This window comes from Arthrobacter zhaoguopingii (assembly GCF_009828595.1).
GTDB lineage: Bacteria > Actinomycetota > Actinomycetes > Actinomycetales > Micrococcaceae > Arthrobacter_D > Arthrobacter_D zhaoguopingii.
Genome location: NZ_WPNY01000004.1, coordinates 23,673 through 38,279 on the forward strand (window position 1 = coordinate 23,673; position 14,607 = coordinate 38,279).

General features: G+C 69.6%; 18 protein-coding genes. 4 read left to right on the forward strand and 14 right to left on the reverse strand.

The genetic code is table 11. The annotated features are described in order from the left end of the window. Positions 1-60: 60 nt before the first annotated feature. Positions 61-1,164, forward strand: coding sequence for an Rv2578c family radical SAM protein (locus tag GVV86_RS06850; protein WP_159802249.1), 1,104 nt, complete (start codon positions 61-63; stop codon positions 1,162-1,164). A 43-nt stretch (positions 1,165-1,207) separates the two neighbouring features. Here the strand turns inward: GVV86_RS06850 and GVV86_RS06855 are convergent, their stop codons facing one another. Together GVV86_RS06855 and GVV86_RS06860 are read right to left on the reverse strand one after the other, a co-directional pair. Beyond that, a complete protein-coding gene (locus GVV86_RS06855; RefSeq protein ID WP_159802251.1) occupies positions 1,208-1,654 on the reverse strand; it encodes a (deoxy)nucleoside triphosphate pyrophosphohydrolase in 447 nt (148 codons plus the stop codon). An 86-nt stretch (positions 1,655-1,740) separates the two neighbouring features. Continuing rightward, on the reverse strand, positions 1,741-1,986 hold the full coding sequence (locus GVV86_RS06860) for a hypothetical protein (RefSeq protein ID WP_159616061.1): 246 nt from the start codon (positions 1,984-1,986) through the stop codon (positions 1,741-1,743). Between the two features lie 253 nt (positions 1,987-2,239). Between GVV86_RS06860 and GVV86_RS06865 the strand changes: the two genes are divergently transcribed. Beyond that, on the forward strand, positions 2,240-3,463 hold the full coding sequence (locus GVV86_RS06865; RefSeq protein WP_159616059.1) for an MFS transporter: 1,224 nt from the start codon (positions 2,240-2,242) through the stop codon (positions 3,461-3,463). Positions 3,464-3,494: 31 nt separating this feature from the next. Here the strand turns inward: GVV86_RS06865 and GVV86_RS06870 are convergent, their stop codons facing one another. The 4 genes from GVV86_RS06870 to infC form a co-directional block, all read right to left on the reverse strand. Then, positions 3,495-4,427 (reverse strand): TrmH family RNA methyltransferase, encoded by a 933-nt coding sequence (locus GVV86_RS06870; protein WP_159802253.1) that lies wholly within the window; start codon positions 4,425-4,427, stop codon positions 3,495-3,497. Positions 4,428-4,465: 38 nt separating this feature from the next. Next, positions 4,466-4,906 (reverse strand): 50S ribosomal protein L20, encoded by a 441-nt coding sequence (gene rplT / locus GVV86_RS06875; RefSeq protein WP_120166544.1) that lies wholly within the window; start codon positions 4,904-4,906, stop codon positions 4,466-4,468. 92 nt (positions 4,907-4,998) lie between these two features. Further along, positions 4,999-5,193: a 50S ribosomal protein L35 gene (gene rpmI, locus GVV86_RS06880; protein ID WP_120166546.1), complete on the reverse strand. Its 195-nt coding sequence runs from the start codon at positions 5,191-5,193 to the stop codon at positions 4,999-5,001. Positions 5,194-5,306: 113 nt separating this feature from the next. After that, the gene (infC, locus tag GVV86_RS06885; RefSeq protein WP_246669899.1) at positions 5,307-6,383 is read right to left on the reverse strand and encodes a translation initiation factor IF-3; all 1,077 of its coding nucleotides are present in this window, start codon (positions 6,381-6,383) and stop codon (positions 5,307-5,309) included. Positions 6,384-6,730: 347 nt separating this feature from the next. Here infC and GVV86_RS06890 point away from each other — a divergent pair, with 347 nt between their 5' ends. Beyond that, complete coding sequence (locus GVV86_RS06890; RefSeq protein ID WP_159616055.1) at positions 6,731-7,186, forward strand: DUF1844 domain-containing protein; 456 nt, start codon at positions 6,731-6,733, stop codon at positions 7,184-7,186. A 132-nt stretch (positions 7,187-7,318) separates the two neighbouring features. Here GVV86_RS06890 and GVV86_RS06895 read toward each other — a convergent pair whose 3' ends face one another. The 8 genes from GVV86_RS06895 to GVV86_RS06925 all read right to left on the reverse strand — a co-directional run bounded on the left by GVV86_RS06895 (position 7,319) and on the right by GVV86_RS06925 (position 13,480). After that, entirely contained in the window at positions 7,319-8,626 is a 1,308-nt protein-coding gene (locus tag GVV86_RS06895) for an MFS transporter (protein WP_159616053.1), read from the reverse strand. 30 nt (positions 8,627-8,656) lie between these two features. After that, positions 8,657-9,496, reverse strand: a complete 840-nt coding sequence (locus GVV86_RS06900) for an SseB family protein (RefSeq protein ID WP_159802255.1) — start codon at positions 9,494-9,496, stop codon at positions 8,657-8,659. Next, positions 9,493-10,251: a bifunctional 1-(5-phosphoribosyl)-5-((5-phosphoribosylamino)methylideneamino)imidazole-4-carboxamide isomerase/phosphoribosylanthranilate isomerase PriA gene (gene priA / locus GVV86_RS06905; protein ID WP_159616049.1), complete on the reverse strand. Its 759-nt coding sequence runs from the start codon at positions 10,249-10,251 to the stop codon at positions 9,493-9,495. Before priA ends, GVV86_RS06900 begins: the two co-directional genes overlap by 4 nt. Before the next feature lie 133 nt (positions 10,252-10,384). Then, positions 10,385-10,540: a hypothetical protein gene (locus tag GVV86_RS18445; protein ID WP_201291387.1), complete on the reverse strand. Its 156-nt coding sequence runs from the start codon at positions 10,538-10,540 to the stop codon at positions 10,385-10,387. Next, the gene (gene hisH / locus GVV86_RS06910) at positions 10,540-11,181 is read right to left on the reverse strand and encodes an imidazole glycerol phosphate synthase subunit HisH (RefSeq protein WP_159802257.1); all 642 of its coding nucleotides are present in this window, start codon (positions 11,179-11,181) and stop codon (positions 10,540-10,542) included. Before hisH ends, GVV86_RS18445 begins: the two co-directional genes overlap by 1 nt. Then, positions 11,178-11,795: an imidazoleglycerol-phosphate dehydratase HisB gene (gene hisB / locus GVV86_RS06915; RefSeq protein ID WP_159616045.1), complete on the reverse strand. Its 618-nt coding sequence runs from the start codon at positions 11,793-11,795 to the stop codon at positions 11,178-11,180. Before hisB ends, hisH begins: the two co-directional genes overlap by 4 nt. Positions 11,796-11,887: 92 nt before the next feature. After that, a complete protein-coding gene (locus GVV86_RS06920) occupies positions 11,888-12,982 on the reverse strand; it encodes a histidinol-phosphate transaminase (protein ID WP_159802259.1) in 1,095 nt (364 codons plus the stop codon). A 75-nt stretch (positions 12,983-13,057) separates the two neighbouring features. Next, on the reverse strand, positions 13,058-13,480 hold the full coding sequence (locus tag GVV86_RS06925) for a LysM peptidoglycan-binding domain-containing protein (protein ID WP_159802261.1): 423 nt from the start codon (positions 13,478-13,480) through the stop codon (positions 13,058-13,060). Between the two features lie 382 nt (positions 13,481-13,862). On the opposite strand from GVV86_RS06925, the gene lexA reads away from it, so the two are divergent. After that, positions 13,863-14,558, forward strand: coding sequence for a transcriptional repressor LexA (gene lexA, locus GVV86_RS06930; RefSeq protein ID WP_159616207.1), 696 nt, complete (start codon positions 13,863-13,865; stop codon positions 14,556-14,558). Positions 14,559-14,607: the final 49 nt, after the last annotated feature.

Here is a 14,607-nt window from a genome sequence, read left to right on the forward strand (position 1 = left end):
CGTAGGCCATCCCGGCCTGCCCATCCTGATTTTTTCTCGAAGATGTGTTCTAATTCAGGGATGCGTTGGGATGCTCAGAAGACCGACCCCGCCCTGCCGGTCACCGGCGCCGAACCGCTGCTGCCCCTGGCCGGGCTCGTCCGCACCGTCCGGACCCCCGAGTTCGCCGGCATCACCTTCCACGAGGTGGTCGCCAAGTCCGTGCTGAACCGGGTGCACGCCGGCTCCGGCATGCCGTTCTCCTGGACGATTAACCCGTACCGCGGCTGTTCCCACGCCTGCGTTTACTGCTTCGCCCGCAAGACCCACAGCTACCTCAACCTCGACTCGGGACTGGACTTCGATTCGCAGCTCGTGGTGAAGACCAACGCCCCGGAGGTGCTGCGGAGGGAGCTCGCCCGGCCCTCCTGGAAGCACGAGCACGTGGCGATGGGCACCAATACCGACCCCTACCAGCGGGCCGAGGGACGCTACCGCCTGATGCCCGGCATCATCACCGCCCTTGCCGATTCCGGGACGCCGTTTTCAATCCTCACCAAGGGCACGCTCCTGGCCCGGGACATTCCGCTGTTGACCGCCGCAGCCGGCTCCGTACCGGTGGGGATGGGCATTTCCCTGGCCCTGACGGATGCGGCCCTGGCCGAAGCCGTGGAGCCGGGGACGCCGGCACCCAAGGCGCGCCTCGGGCTGATCCGCAGGCTTCGGGACGCCGGCCTTCCCTGCGGGGTGATGGCGATGCCGATCCTGCCCTGGCTCACCGACACCGATGAAGCCCTCGATGGGCTCTTTGCGGCGCTGGCAGCGGCCGGAGCCACGGGCGTGACGGCGGGACCGCTTCACCTGCGCCCGGGTGCCCGGGAATGGTTCCTGAACTGGCTGTCCCGGACCCACCGGCACCTCCTCCCCCGGTACCGGGAGCTGTACGGGGGCGGTTCCTACGCCTCGAAGGAGTACACACAGTGGCTCACCGGAAGGGTCCGTTATTTCCGGAAGCGCCATGGACTTCCGGCCGGAGCCGGCTTTATGCGGAGCACCTCGACCGGCACCGGGCGGGAGAAATCCGGTGAGGGACCCTCGGGAGGCACGCGGCCCCAGCCGCCCGGCGGCGGGAACCGGCCCGGCGCCCGCACCTCACCGGCGCAGACCGAGCCGACCTTGTTCTAACCCGCGCGGGCCGCCGGCCGCACGCCGCCCGAGGAGCGCCGCCCTAGGAGCCCGCCAGCTGCAGGACCGCGCTGACGATTGGCCGGTCGGCCGGGATCCAGGGCAGCGCGGCCAGGGCCGGGGCGTCGGCCAGGTCGATCCAGCGCAGTTCGTCGTGGTCCTGGAGGGGCTGCGGGTCGCCGTCGGCCACCTCGGCAAGCCAGACCCGCATCACTGCCGTGGCATTCAGCGGCCACCCTCCCGGAAGTGGTCCGTCCACCTCGGCGCCGAGGCTTACGTCGACGCCGAGTTCCTCTCTCAGTTCGCGGTGGAGGGCGTCGGTGCAGCTCTCGCCGGGCTCCACCTTGCCGCCCGGGAATTCCCACATGCCGGCGAACTGCTCGGGTGCCGTGCGGCGGGCCACGAGGAGGGCGGTGGGGCGGGCGAGGGAGTCCACGATGGCGGCGCCGACGATCTGTCGGAGCGCAGGAGCGGTTTCACGTAGGGTCACGCCTCGAGTCTAGCCAGCGCCGGGTCCAGCCAGCGCCCGGTCTAACCAGCGCCGAGTCTAACCAGCGCCCTGATCCGTCCTGCCCCTCAGCTCTCCTCGGGGTGGACCAGCCGGCCGTCGCCGGGCTCATCGAAGTGCTCGGGGTTGAGCTCATGCCGGTATTCGCCGTGCGGGCTCAGCCCGGGAACGAACTGCCCTGCATTGAGCTGGGTCGAGGTGTATGCCTCCTCGGAGAACTCCCCGGCGGACCCGTGCCCGGCCTCGGGGAGACTGATGTCCTCCCGGAGGTGTTCGCTCTCCGGCAACTGGTCTTTGGGGTGGAGCCAACTCATGTCTTAAGCCAATCAGACGGCGCGGTTTTGCACCAGAACCGCGCGGCGCGCCGCGCGGACCGGGAAGAGGAGTGGAGAAAGGGTGGGGAGAGGGACCGGCGGCGGCGCGGCGGTGCCCGCGCGCCGGGGAGCGGCCGCTGCTGTGACCCATCCGATCTGCGCGCTCCTCCCACCCGCATTACAGTGGGGGAAGACAACGGCGTCACCCGCCGGAGTTCCGGCGTCGACATCCACTTCACGCCGAAAGTCGTCTATGTCTTCCTCCCGGCCCTCAGCCGTCATCACGCCCCGCCAGCTTGGCCTCGCCATCGCGGCCCTCGCCGTCGGCGGTTTCGCCATCGGAACCACCGAGTTCGCCATTATGGGGCTGCTTCAGGAGATGGTCGACGACCTCGGCCTGAGCTACAGCCAGGGCGGCCACGTCATCTCCGCCTATGCCATCGGAGTGGTGGTGGGCGCACCGGTGCTGGCAACGCTTGGGGCCCGCAGGCGCCAGCGGACCATGGCGCTGATGCTCATGCTTGTGTTCACGCTCGGCAACCTCTTCTCATTCCTGGCCGCCGACTACGGCATGCTGCTGCTCTCCCGGTTCCTCTCGGGCCTGCCCCACGGCGCCTACTTCGGGGTGGCCGCCGTGATCGCCGCCTCCCTGGCCAAGCCGACCCGGCGTGCCTGGGCGATCTCGATGGTGATGGTCGGCCTCAGCATCGCCAACGTGATCGGGGTCCCGTTAGCCACCTGGCTGGGCCAGCAGTTCGGCTGGCGCACCATGTTCCTGCTGGTCGCGGTCACCGGTGTCGCCACGATCCTCCTGGTCCTTCGGTTTGTTCCGCTGCAGGAGGTGCACCCCGATGCGAGTATCCGCAGCGAGCTCTCCGCGCTTCGCCGTCCGCAGATGTGGATGACCCTGCTGATCGGCACGGTGGGCTTCGGCGGCTTCTTCGCCGTCTATTCGTTCATCTCCCCCATCATCACCGAGGTCACCGACCTGCCCGCCGGCATCCTGCCCCTGGTCGTCGCCCTGTACGGCATCGGCATGCTGGTCGGCAATGTGGTGGGCGGGCGGATCGCCGACAGGTCGGTCCTGGGCAGCATTTACGCGGTCATGGCGGTCATCGTCGTCGTGCTCGTGGTGTTCCCGCTGGCGATGCGCTTCCCACCGACGGCGTTCCTGTTCGTCTTCCTGGTCGGGGCCAGCGGCGCCTCCCTGATCCCGTCGCTGCAGACCCGGCTCCTCGATGTCTCCCCCGGTGCACCCTCGCTGGCCTCATCGCTGAACCACGCCGCACTCAATATCGCCAACGCCCTGGGCGCGGCGGTGGGCGGCGCGGTCATCGCGGCCGGCTGGGGATTCACGGCGCCTGCCCTCGTCGGGGCGGGGCTGGCCGTGGTGGGGCTTCTTGTGGCGCTGTCCAGCGGCAGGATGGACGCCCGGTCCGCGCGGGCGAAGGCCCGCACCCTCGAGCCGGTCGGCTGAGTCCCGAGGGCCCGGCCCGGAAGCGGGCCGCTCAGGCGGGTGAGGAGTTCGCCGGTGTCCGGCGCTGGGCGCGGGCCGAGGCGTAGAGGCAGACGGTGGCCGCGGTGCCGACATTGAGGCTTTCGGCCTGCCCGTAGATAGGCACGGCCACGCGGTGTCCGGCCGCCTCGACCAGATCCGCCGGAAGGCCCTGGGCCTCGTTGCCGAAGAGCCAGGCGGTTGGCTCTTCGAGCCGGGCCCGGTCCCCCGCGGCGGTGCCGGACCCGGTGAGCCGGCGTGCCGAGGATTCGTCCTGGAGCGCGTCCAGGTCGACGTCGCCATACCCGTCCGCCGCAAGGACGGTCAGGGAGTGCTCCCGCAGGGCTGCAAGGAGTTCGTCCCGGTCGGCACCCAGCACCACGGGTAGGTGGAAGAGCGAGCCGGCGGTCGAGCGCACCGCCTTCGGGTTGTAAAGGTCGACGCTCGAGGCGGTCAGAATGACGGCGTCGGCTCCGGCGGAGTCGGCCGCCCGCAGGATGGTTCCGGCGTTGCCCGGGTCGCGGACCTCGACCAGCACCGCGAGCAGCTTCGGACGCGCCGCGAGGACGCTTTCGAGGGAGACGTCGATGAAGCGGCAGACCGCGATGAGTCCCTGCGGGGTGACGGTCGAGGACATCTCGGCGAGGACATCGTCGGTGACCAGCCGCGCGGTGGGCAGGCCCGGCCCGTCGGCCAGCGCGGCGACGTCGGGGTTGCGTTCGAGTGCGGCGCCGGTGGCGAAGAGTTCAGTGACGACTTCCTGCCCGCCGGAGGCCCCGCGCAGCGCGTGGAGCCGGAGCGCCTCGCGCACCGACTGGGGGCCTTCGGCCAGGAACTGTCCCCGCTTTAAACGCGCCGGACGCCCCGCAAGCCGCGCGACCTCCCTCACCCGATCGGCTCGGGGGTTGGTCATCGCTGGTGCCTGGGGGCGTCCGGATATGCTCATGAAATTTCAGGCTGCCGCCGGCGGTGCCGGCAACGGACCTAGGCCTTCGCTGCGGCCTTGGCCTTGGTGGCCCGGGGCGCCTTGACGACCTTCTCCTCCGCGACGACGGGGGCTGAGGTGTCGGCTGGCAGGGCGGCCTTGGCCAGCGATACCAGCGTGGCAAACGCGGCGGCGTCGGTGACGGCGAGGTCGGCGAGCATGCGGCGGTCCACCTGGATCTCCGCAGCCTTCAGGCCCTGGATCAGGCGGTTGTAGGTGAGGCCGTTCGCGCGGGATGCAGCGTTGATGCGCTGGATCCACAGGCGGCGGAAGTCGCCCTTGCGCTTGCGGCGGTCACCGTAGCTGTACACGAACGAGTGCAGCAGCTGCTCTTTGGCCTTGCGGTACAGGCGCGAACGCTGCCCGCGGTAGCCCTTGGCGCGCTCAAGAATAACCCGACGCTTTTTGTGGGCGTTTACCGCCCGCTTCACACGTGCCACGTGCGTACTCCTTCAGTAGTTCGTCCGTCCGGCCTGCTGGCCGCGGTGCCCTCCGCTGTGCGGTGCCCGAAGACGGAATGGTTGGTGTGGTCTTAGACGCCCAGCATCTTCTTGATGACCTTGGTGTCGGCCTTCGAGACGATCTTGTCGCTGGCCAGACGGCGGGTCAGCGTCGAGGACTTGTGCTCGAGGTAGTGGCGGCGGTTGGCCTGCTGGCGCTTCAGCTTGCCGCTGCCGGTCAGCTTAAAGCGCTTCTTGGCGCCACTGTGGGTCTTCATCTTCGGCATGGGGACCGATCTCCTTCTGCTAGCCGCGGACGGGTGTCAGCGGTTGGACGGCGCCCAGGAGCGCCTGCGGTTTTACTTGGTCACCCGGAGGGATTCCAAGAGCTGGGAAGTTCCTACTCGGAGCTTCCAGGCTTCGGCCGGCTCGACGGGCTCTTCGAGGGAGCCGTCCTTCCGGCGGGCTTGGGGGCGGCAGCGGGCTTGGGAACCGCCATCGGCTTCGGAGCGCCACCGGGCTTCGGTGCCGCCATTGGCTTCGGCGCGGGCGCCGGTGCTGCCGGAGCCGCCTCGGCGGCGGGCTTGGCCTCGGCGGGCTTGGACGCCGCCGCTGCCGGCCGGGCGGCCGCGGGCTTTGACGCAGCCGCTGCAGGTCGAGTGGTCCTGGCGGGTGCCTGCCGGGGTGCAGGCGCCTTGGCCGGCTCGGCGGCGGCCGGGGCCGGCTCGGCGGCGGGCGCTGCCTGCTCGACGACGGCCGGGGCCGCCTCCTGGGCGGGAGCAGCCTGCTCGGGCGCTTCCGGTGCGGTCTCGGCGGGAGCGGTTGCCTCCTCCGGCTGGCTGCCGGTGATCGAGTAGCCCTCGGGCAGCAGATCCGCGAGGGTCTGCGTCAGCGGCGCGCCGCTGGTTCCGGAGACATCGACGCGGGGCGTGCCGGACTTGGCCGCCTCGTTCGCAGCCTTGGCATCGGCACGCTGCGTCGCGCGGCGGGCTTCGGCCTTCGCCTCGGCCTTGTTCTTGACCGGGCCGATCACCATGACCATGTTGCGACCGTCGATCCTCGGCGAGGACTCGACGACGCCGACCTCGGCGACATCCTCGGCGAAGCGCTGCAGCAGCCGGATACCCATCTCGGGGCGCTGCTGTTCGCGGCCGCGGAACTGGATCATGGCCTTGACCTTGTCGCCCGCGCCGAGGAACCGGATGGCGTGCCCGCGCTTGGTCTCATAGTCGTGGGTGTCGATCTTCAGGCGGAAACGGATTTCCTTGAGGACCGTGTTGGTCTGGTTCTTCCGCGCCTCACGCGCCTTGACCGCGGCTTCGTACTTGTACTTGCCAAAATCCATCAGCTTCGCAACCGGAGGCTTGGCCTGCGGTGCAACCTCAACAAGATCCAGGTCGGACTCGGCGGCAAGTCGAAGTGCGTCCTCGATACGGACAATTCCTACCTGTTCGCCGGCAGGCCCAACCAACCGCACCTCGGAGACGCGGATACGATCATTGATTCTTGGCTCGCTAATGTGTAGCTCCTGATTGTTGAAAACCTGGGAGACCGCCTGCACATGGAGAAGGCCTCCAATCGCATGCGCAATCGAAGGCCTCGGGTATCAGTGCGTACACGTCCGGCAGATACCGGCGTGTGCTCAGGCGCGGTTGCGCCTGCTGCACCGACCTGGACCCGGCTGCCTGAAGCACTTCCCAAGGAAGCACCAGGCAATCGCGGGTGGGAGAGGACTCCGCTTGCATCCTGAACGTGTCATTTCCCATACCCGCAGGGGGCGCTGGGAGTAACGACGTTCAGTTGGTCTGTGACAAGCTTACCAGTATGAGCACTCCGAACAGCAATCCCGCCGAAACCGGGCACGGGGCCCCGGCCTCCGCCTCCGACCCCTCTCCGACCCGCCGCAGCTTCGCGGAGGAGGCGGGCCCGGAGCACGGCTCCGAGGAGTCGGTCCAGCAGCACATGCGCGACATCGCAGAGGTGGCCGCCGTGGAGGTCATCACCACCTCGGCCGTCCACCTGATGAGCGCCGCCGCCGTCAAGTGCGGGCTGGCCGCTGGCGACGACGCGGAGGAGCTCAAAGACCTCGACGAAGCCCGGAAGCTGATCACCGCCCTCGCCGGGTTCGTCACGGCCGCCGCCCCGGAGATCGGCAGCCAACATGCCGGCCCGTTGCGCGACGGCCTGCGCTCGCTGCAGCTGGCCTTCCGGGAGGCGTCGGTAATCCCCGATGCTCCGGGCAAGGGTCCGGGCGAGAAGTTCACGGGCCCCGTGAACTAGCACCGCGGAACCACTCGGCGCCGATCCGACGGCGGCCGGCCTCCAACGGGCCGGCCGCCGCTGCGCTTAAGGGCCGCGGTCAACCGCCCGGCATGCGCGACCGGCTCTCCGACGGGCGCGCGGGAACGGATTTCAGGCGACGGGAGCCCGGCGGCGCCGGACCTGCTGGGCGGCGAGCCCTGCGCTGCCGATCAGCGCCGCGGCACCGCCCACGGCGGCGAAGCCTCCCCACGGTCCCGCCGTGTCGATCAGCAACCCGGCGAGCGGAGCTCCGACGGCGACGCCGGAGGTCAGAGCCGAGCCGTACCAGCCCATTGCCTCTCCCCTGCGCTTCTCCGGTACGAGGTCGGCGACCTTTTCGGAAGCGGCGGAGAGTACCGGTGCGCAGAGCAGGCCAGGGGCGATGGAGAGCAGGCTCAGGGAAAGGGTGTCCGTGGCGAAGGCCATCGGAATGGTCAGCACCCCCATGCCGAGCAGGAGCACCAGGGGCGAGATCGGCTTGTGCAGGGCGCCGTAGAGCAGTCCCCCGACGATTGAGGCGGCGCACCAGGCGGCGAAGACCAGTCCGAGCTGCTCCTCCCGGCCGGTGTGCTCCAGGGTGGCGATGATGCCGACCTCGGTCCCGGAGAGGGCGAGGCCCGCCCCGGCGGCGACGGCCATGACGACGGCCAGCGGGATGGTGACCCAGGCGAACCGGGAACCGACCCGGCCGCCCACCCGCCGCAGCACCGGCACCGCTGCGCGCGGCATCAGTTCCGCCGACGCCTCGTTGACCCGGGCGGGGGCGGCGGCCACCACGGATTCGACGGCCATCGCCGAGTCCTCCGCGTCGCTTGGCGCGGGAAGCGCCCCGGGCTGCCCGGTGCGGGTGGGCGGGTTGTAGATCATCAGCAGGATGCCCGCCGCGGCGGTGGCGAAACCCACCAGGGTGAGGCCGAGCACCGTCGACACCTGGGTCGCGAGCACGATGCCAACGGCCGGGCCCACCATGAAGATCGTCTCGGTGGAGATGGCGTCAAGGGTGAAGGCCGTGCGGCGGGAGTGCCCCTCGACCAGCACGCCGAGGGATTGGCGCACCACGGAAAAGGCCGGGAGGGTGAACAGCCCGCCCACCAGTGCCGCGAGCAGGAGCCACTCATACGGCAGCCGCGGGGCGATCGACCAGATGACGGCCTCGGCGATGACCGAGGGGATCAGCGCCCGGCGCAGGCCGACGCTGTCGACCCGCCGGCCCCGCCAGGGCGCGCCGACGGCGATGCCGATCGTCACCAGCGCGGCAACGGTCCCGGCGGCGGCGTAGCCGCGGTCGAGGGTCTGGACGACGTGAAGGGTAAGAAGGACCCCCGCGGCGGAGTGGGGGAACCGGGCGACCATGCCCACGAGCAAAAGCCTCCGGACGGGAACGATGCGCAGCAGTTCCAGGTACACGGCAAAGTTCACGGCAGCATCTCTCTTGCTGATCCTTCGCGGTCAGCGGGTTATTCGGATCTCCAGGGAGTCGACCCGTTCGACGAACTCCCGGCGGGCCCGGAGCGAGGCGCGCAGGCGCTCGGTAAGGTCCCGGACGGCGGTGGGGCTGAGCCCGGGCTGCAGCCGGATACTCATCTTCAGTTCCGGTCCGGCTCCGCCGCCGGAAACCAGCCTACCGCCAGCCGTCCGGGCGGCCACCCCGGAGCCTGGCTCGAGGACGACGTCGAGGATTGCCTCCTCGCCGGCGGTGATCGGCGCGACGATCCCGCGGAGGCCGGGGTCGCGGTAGCACGGCGTCCACGGCTCCTGCTGGGCCAGCGCCCACACCGCCGGACGGCGCACCACGAACGTGAAGTCGGCTCCCGGGTCGACGACCAGCAGTTCGGCCTTCTCCGCCACACCGGCCAGGGCCGCCCGCGCCGCGTAGGCGGCCACAGGACGGGCGTCGGAGTGCCAGGCCGCGAGCCGGTCCGCCGAGGTGAACACCGGCAGCGCCGCCCGCCCGTCGGGCGCACGCAGGGTCACCAGGGCCATGTCGGCTTCCTTGTCGGCCTCGACCCCATCGAGGCCCTCACCGGCGGCGGCGAGCTGGGCCACGATGGGGATGAAGACCCGCGCCGATGCCAGCGCCTGGATCACCTGCTCCTCGCCGCCGGCTCCCTCGATCAGGGCCCGGACGGCGGACGAGTAGCCGGGGTCGGCCTGTCCGTCGTCGTCGTCGAAGTTATGGAGGGGGTTCCCGTCACCGGAGAGGTCCCGTCCGGCCCAGGGCCGTCCCGCCGAGTCCGTGGTGTTTCCCGCCAGCGCGGCGGCGATGTGCGCCGGGAGCTCCCTGCTCATTCCCGAGGTGCCGGGTGGCCGGCCACGTCCAGCGCCTGGGGAAGGGTGAACGCCCCGGCGTAGAGGGCCTTGCCGACGATCGCTCCTTCGAGGCCGCTGGGCACCAGCTGGCGCAGTGCCGCGAGGTCATCGAGGTTCGAGATGCCACCGGAGGCCACCACGGGCCGGCTGGTGCGCTCGATCACCTGCTTCAGCAGTTCGAGGTTCGGCCCCTGCAGGGTGCCGTCCTTGGTGACGTCGGTGACAACGTAACGGGCGCATCCTGCGTCCTCGAGCCGCTGCAGCACTTCCCACAGGTCCCCGCCCTCCTGGGTCCATCCCCGGGCGGCCAGGGTGGTGCCTCGGACGTCGAGGCCGACGGCGATCGCGTCGCCGTAGCGGGCGATGGCGCTGGCGGTCCACTCGGGGTTCTCGAGGGCTGCCGTTCCCAGGTTCACCCGGGTGGCCCCGAGGGAGAGGGCGGCGTCGAGTGATTCGTCGTCGCGGATCCCGCCGGAGAGCTCGACCTTGATGTCGAGCTTCCGGACGACCCTTTCGAGGAGCGGGCGGTTCGACCCGCGGCCGAACGCGGCATCGAGGTCGACGAGGTGGACCCACTCCGCGCCGTCCTCCTGCCAGGCCAGCGCCGCGTCGACGGGGTCGCCGTAGCTGGTTTCGCTGCCGGCGGCCCCCTGGACGAGGCGGACGGCCTGGCCGTCGGCGACGTCCACGGCGGGGAGGAGTTCCAGGTTGGGAGAGTCGGTGAACGGGCTCATGCGCTTCTTTCGGTCGACGTGGCCGGGAGGGGCCGCGGGAATGGGTGCCCAGCTGGTGGAGGTGCACAGCTGGCGGAGGTGCACGTTGGGGTGCGGGGCGGGCGTTGGTGCGGGGCGGGCGTGCTGCGCTTGCCTAGGCGTCAAGGGTAAAGAGGTACGCCCCTACCAGGGCCATGCCGGCGAGGATCCAGAAACTGATGATCAGCGCCTTGGGGAAGCCCTGCGAGCGGAAAGACAACGCCCCGCCGATCAGCAGGCCGGCAACCCCCATCAGGAGAACGCTGATCATTATTTTCCCAGCCTGCCGGTCCAGTTGCGCAGCAGCTGGGCCCCGGCGTCGCCTGATTTTTCCGGGTGGAACTGGGTGGCCGAGAGCGGCCCGTTCTCGACGGCGGCGACGAACCGCCCGCCGTGGTCGGACCACGTCACCTGGGGCGGCTTCATCATGGGCTGGCTGACGTCGAAGTCCCAGTGCTGCACTCCGTAGGAGTGGACGAAGTAGAACCGCTCGTCCTCGATGCCGTTGAACAGCACCGAGTCCTCGGGCGGACTGACCGTGTTCCATCCCATGTGGGGCACAACGTCGGCCTGGAGTCGCTCCACCTTGCCGGGCCACTCCCCCATCCCGGCGGTGCGCACGCCGTGCTCGACCCCTTCGTCGAAGAGGATCTGCAGGCCCACGCAGATGCCAAGGACGGGACGGCCCCCGGCTACACGGCGTCCGATCAGGCGCAGCGCATCGACGTCCTTCAGTCCCTTCATGACGGCCGCGAAGGCGCCCACGCCGGGCACCACGAGCCCGTCGGCGTTGAGGACGTCCTGCGACTTGGCGCTGAGGGTGACCTCGGCACCGACGTGCTCAAGGGCCCGCACCACGGAGCGGACGTTGCCCGACCCGTAGTCGAGCACCGTCACCTTCGGCGCGCTCACAACGCCCCCTTCGTCGACGGGATGCCTTCGACCCGAGGGTCGGACTCCACGGCGGCTCGGAGGGCCCGCGCAAAGGCCTTGAACTGCGCCTCGACGATGTGGTGGGGATCGCGGCCGGCGAGCACGTTGAGGTGCAGACAGATTCCCGCGTGCAGCGCGATGGCTTCGAAGACGTGGCGGGTCAGCGATCCGGTGAAGTGTCCTCCGATGAGGTGGTACTCCTGGCCCGCCGGCTCGCCGCCATGAACGAGGAAGGGGCGCCCGGAGATGTCGACCACGGCATTGGCAAGGGCCTCGTCGAGGGGAACGGTCGCCTCGCCGAAGCGCCGGATGCCGGCCTTCGTGCCGAGCGCCTCGCGGAGGGCCTCCCCGAAGGCGATCGCTGTGTCTTCGACGGTGTGGTGGACGTCGATGTGCGTATCGCCCGTGGCCTTCACCGTCAGGTCGATCAGGGAATGCTTCGCGAGGGCCGTGAGCATGTGGTCGTAGAACGGCACGGAGGTGCTGATATCCGAGGTACCCGTGCCGTCGAGATTGACCTCGAGGTACACGCTGGATTCGCTGGTGGTCCGCTCGATCCGCGCAGTGCGGGCGGCGGAGATCTCCACGGTCATTGGTGTCCTTCGCTAGGGGCTTCGCGTCGGTGCTGCCTGCATCCGGAAGTGGAGGGGCGTCGCACGTTCCCCTCCAGTCTAGGAGACGCCGGTCAAAGGAGGCGCTTCAGTGACTCAAGGAACACTGTGGTTTCGCTCTCGGTACCGGCCGTCACGCGCAGATGGCCGGGAATTCCGACGTCGCGGATCAGCACCCCGGCCTCGAGCAGGCCTCGCCAGACCCGCTGCGGGTCCGTCAGCCCGCCGAACAGGACGAAATTGGCATCGGAAGGGGCCGGGCTCAGGCCCAGCGCCGTGAGCTCGGAGACAATGCGGTCGCGCTGGACCTTGATCGCCTCGACGTTCGCCAGGAGGGTCGCGGAGTGGGTCAAGGCGGCGTTGGCGGCGGCCTGGGTGATGGCCGAAAGGTGGTACGGCAGGCGGACCAGGCGGAGCGCGTCGGCGACCTCCGGTGCCGCCGCGAGGTACCCCAGGCGGGCCCCGGCCAGCGCGAAGGCCTTGCTCATGGTGCGCGAGACGATGAGCCGCTCCCGGCCCGGAAGCAGGGTGATTGCGCTGGGTGTTCCGGCGTGGGAGAACTCCGCGTAGGCCTCGTCGACAATGATGATGGCCCGCGCCGCCGCGCCGGCCTCGTACGCGGCCTCAACGACGTCGAGCCCCAGCGCCGTCCCCGTCGGGTTGTTCGGCGAGCAGAGGAAGACGATGTTGGCCCCCGAGGAGGCGACCTCCCGGGCGACATAGCCGGCCTCGAGCTGGAACGAGGGGTCCCGCGGGGCGGTGACATAGCGGGTGTCCGTGGCGCTGGCCAGCAGCGGATACATGGAATAGGTGGGTGGGAAGCCGATCGCGGTGCGCCCCGGGCCCCCGAAGGCCTGCAGGATCTGCTGGAGCACCTCGTTGGAGCCGTTGGCGGCCCAGACGTGATCGGCGGTGACTCCCCCGCCGAGATAGCGGGCCAGGTTTGCGCGCAGTTCGGTGAATTCGCGGTCGGGATAACGGTTCAGGCCCAGGGCTGCTGCCTGCACCGCGTCCACGATGGCCCGGTGAACCTCGGCGGGCACCCCATGGGTGTTCTCATTGACGTTGAGCAGGATCGGTACGTCAATCTGCGGTGCACCGTAGGGAGATAGCCCCACAAGGTTCTCACGCAGCGGAAGGCGGGACAGGGACTCAAGGCGGTTCCTCACCCATCGAGCTTAAGCGACAGTCCGCCCGGGCGAGGAATTGAGGCGGGACGACCGGGCGCCACAGGCGGGCGAAGGCTACCGGGAGACGGGAATCGCAACGACCTGGCCCGCCTGCACCGTCGATGACCCCAGCCCATTGAGCTCGACGATCTCCGAGACCACATCGCGCGGATCCCGCTCGGGGGCGAATTCGCCCGCAAGGGACCAGAGGGTCTCCCCCGGTGCCACATTGACGTCCATGGTTTGGGTCGGCTGGCCCGCGTCGCTGCCGGCCCGGGCCGGCGCCGTCGTGGAGGCGGCAAGGAACACCAGGACGGCCACCAGCAGCACCAGCGGCACTCCGACCAGCAGCACCCGGCCGCGGCGCGTCAGCCGCAGTGGGGGCAGATCCGCATCCCGCTGACTGGGAAGACGGTCGCCCGTGTGGCCAAGGGACCGGAAACCACCCGCCACGGCGGAACCTGCGGTGGCACTGAGCGAGCCTGGCGTTGCGGTCATGACGTGTACCTCTTCTGGAGTTTCGAATAAGTTCAACCCGTTCGAACATTGAATTCGAACATGTCTTCTATTTCGTCCTGCTTATTCTTAGCATCTGTTATCGATCTTTGTCGAGACTCGCTCGAACATATGTTTGAAAACACCTCCGCGCTCGCCTACCGTTGGGTTCAGAGGAAGACGCGGGCTCCGGGGTTTCGCTACCGGACGGCGACAACCTGACAACACCATCTGCCACCGACAAAACGATCCGCCGACGGGTCCGGCGCAGGTGGCGGCGCAGCGAAGGGACAAACCAGTGGCAGAGCGGGCAGCGGAAGAGGCTCGGGCGGTTCCGACCGTCCCGGTGGGAGAGGCAGCCGCAGGAGTTCCCACCGGCACGCCGATGCGCGGACGTCCAAGGGGCCGGAGCGTCCCCAAGGGTCTGACCACCCGGCAGATGAAGATCCTCGAGACGATCCAACGGTCAATCGGCGCCAACGGGTACCCCCCGTCGATGCGCGAGATTGGGGACACGGTGGGGCTCGCGAGCCTCTCGAGTGTCACGCACCAGCTGTCCCAGCTGGAGCGGCTTGGATATATCCGCAGGGACCCGAAGCGGCCGCGGGCCATGGAGATCCTGCTGCCGCTGACCCTGGCGGACGCCCCGGCACCCGAGCAGGGCCGGTCAGGGACAGGCCCTGCCTCCGACTTTTCCGGCGCTGTGGACACCGCAATGGTGCCAATGGTCGGACGGATTGCCGCAGGTGGTCCGATCCTGGCCGACCAGGTCGTCGAGGACGTCATGCCCCTGCCGCGGCAGCTCGTCGGCCACGGCGAACTGTTCATGCTCCGGGTAACAGGTGACTCGATGATCGACGCCGCCATCTGCGACGGCGACTGGGTGGTGGTCCGGCGCCAGCAGAGCGCGCAGAACGGTGAGATCGTCGCCGCGCTCCTCGACGACGAAGCCACCGTCAAGACCTTCCGCCAGCGCGACGGGCACACCTGGTTGCTTCCGCAGAACACCCGGTACGAACCGATTCTGGGCGACCATGCGAGCATCATGGGCAAGGTGGTCTCGGTGATGCGCGCCCTGTAGGCTCCCGGTCCGCCGCCAGGGTTGGCGGTGTCGGCGGGCCCGCTATATC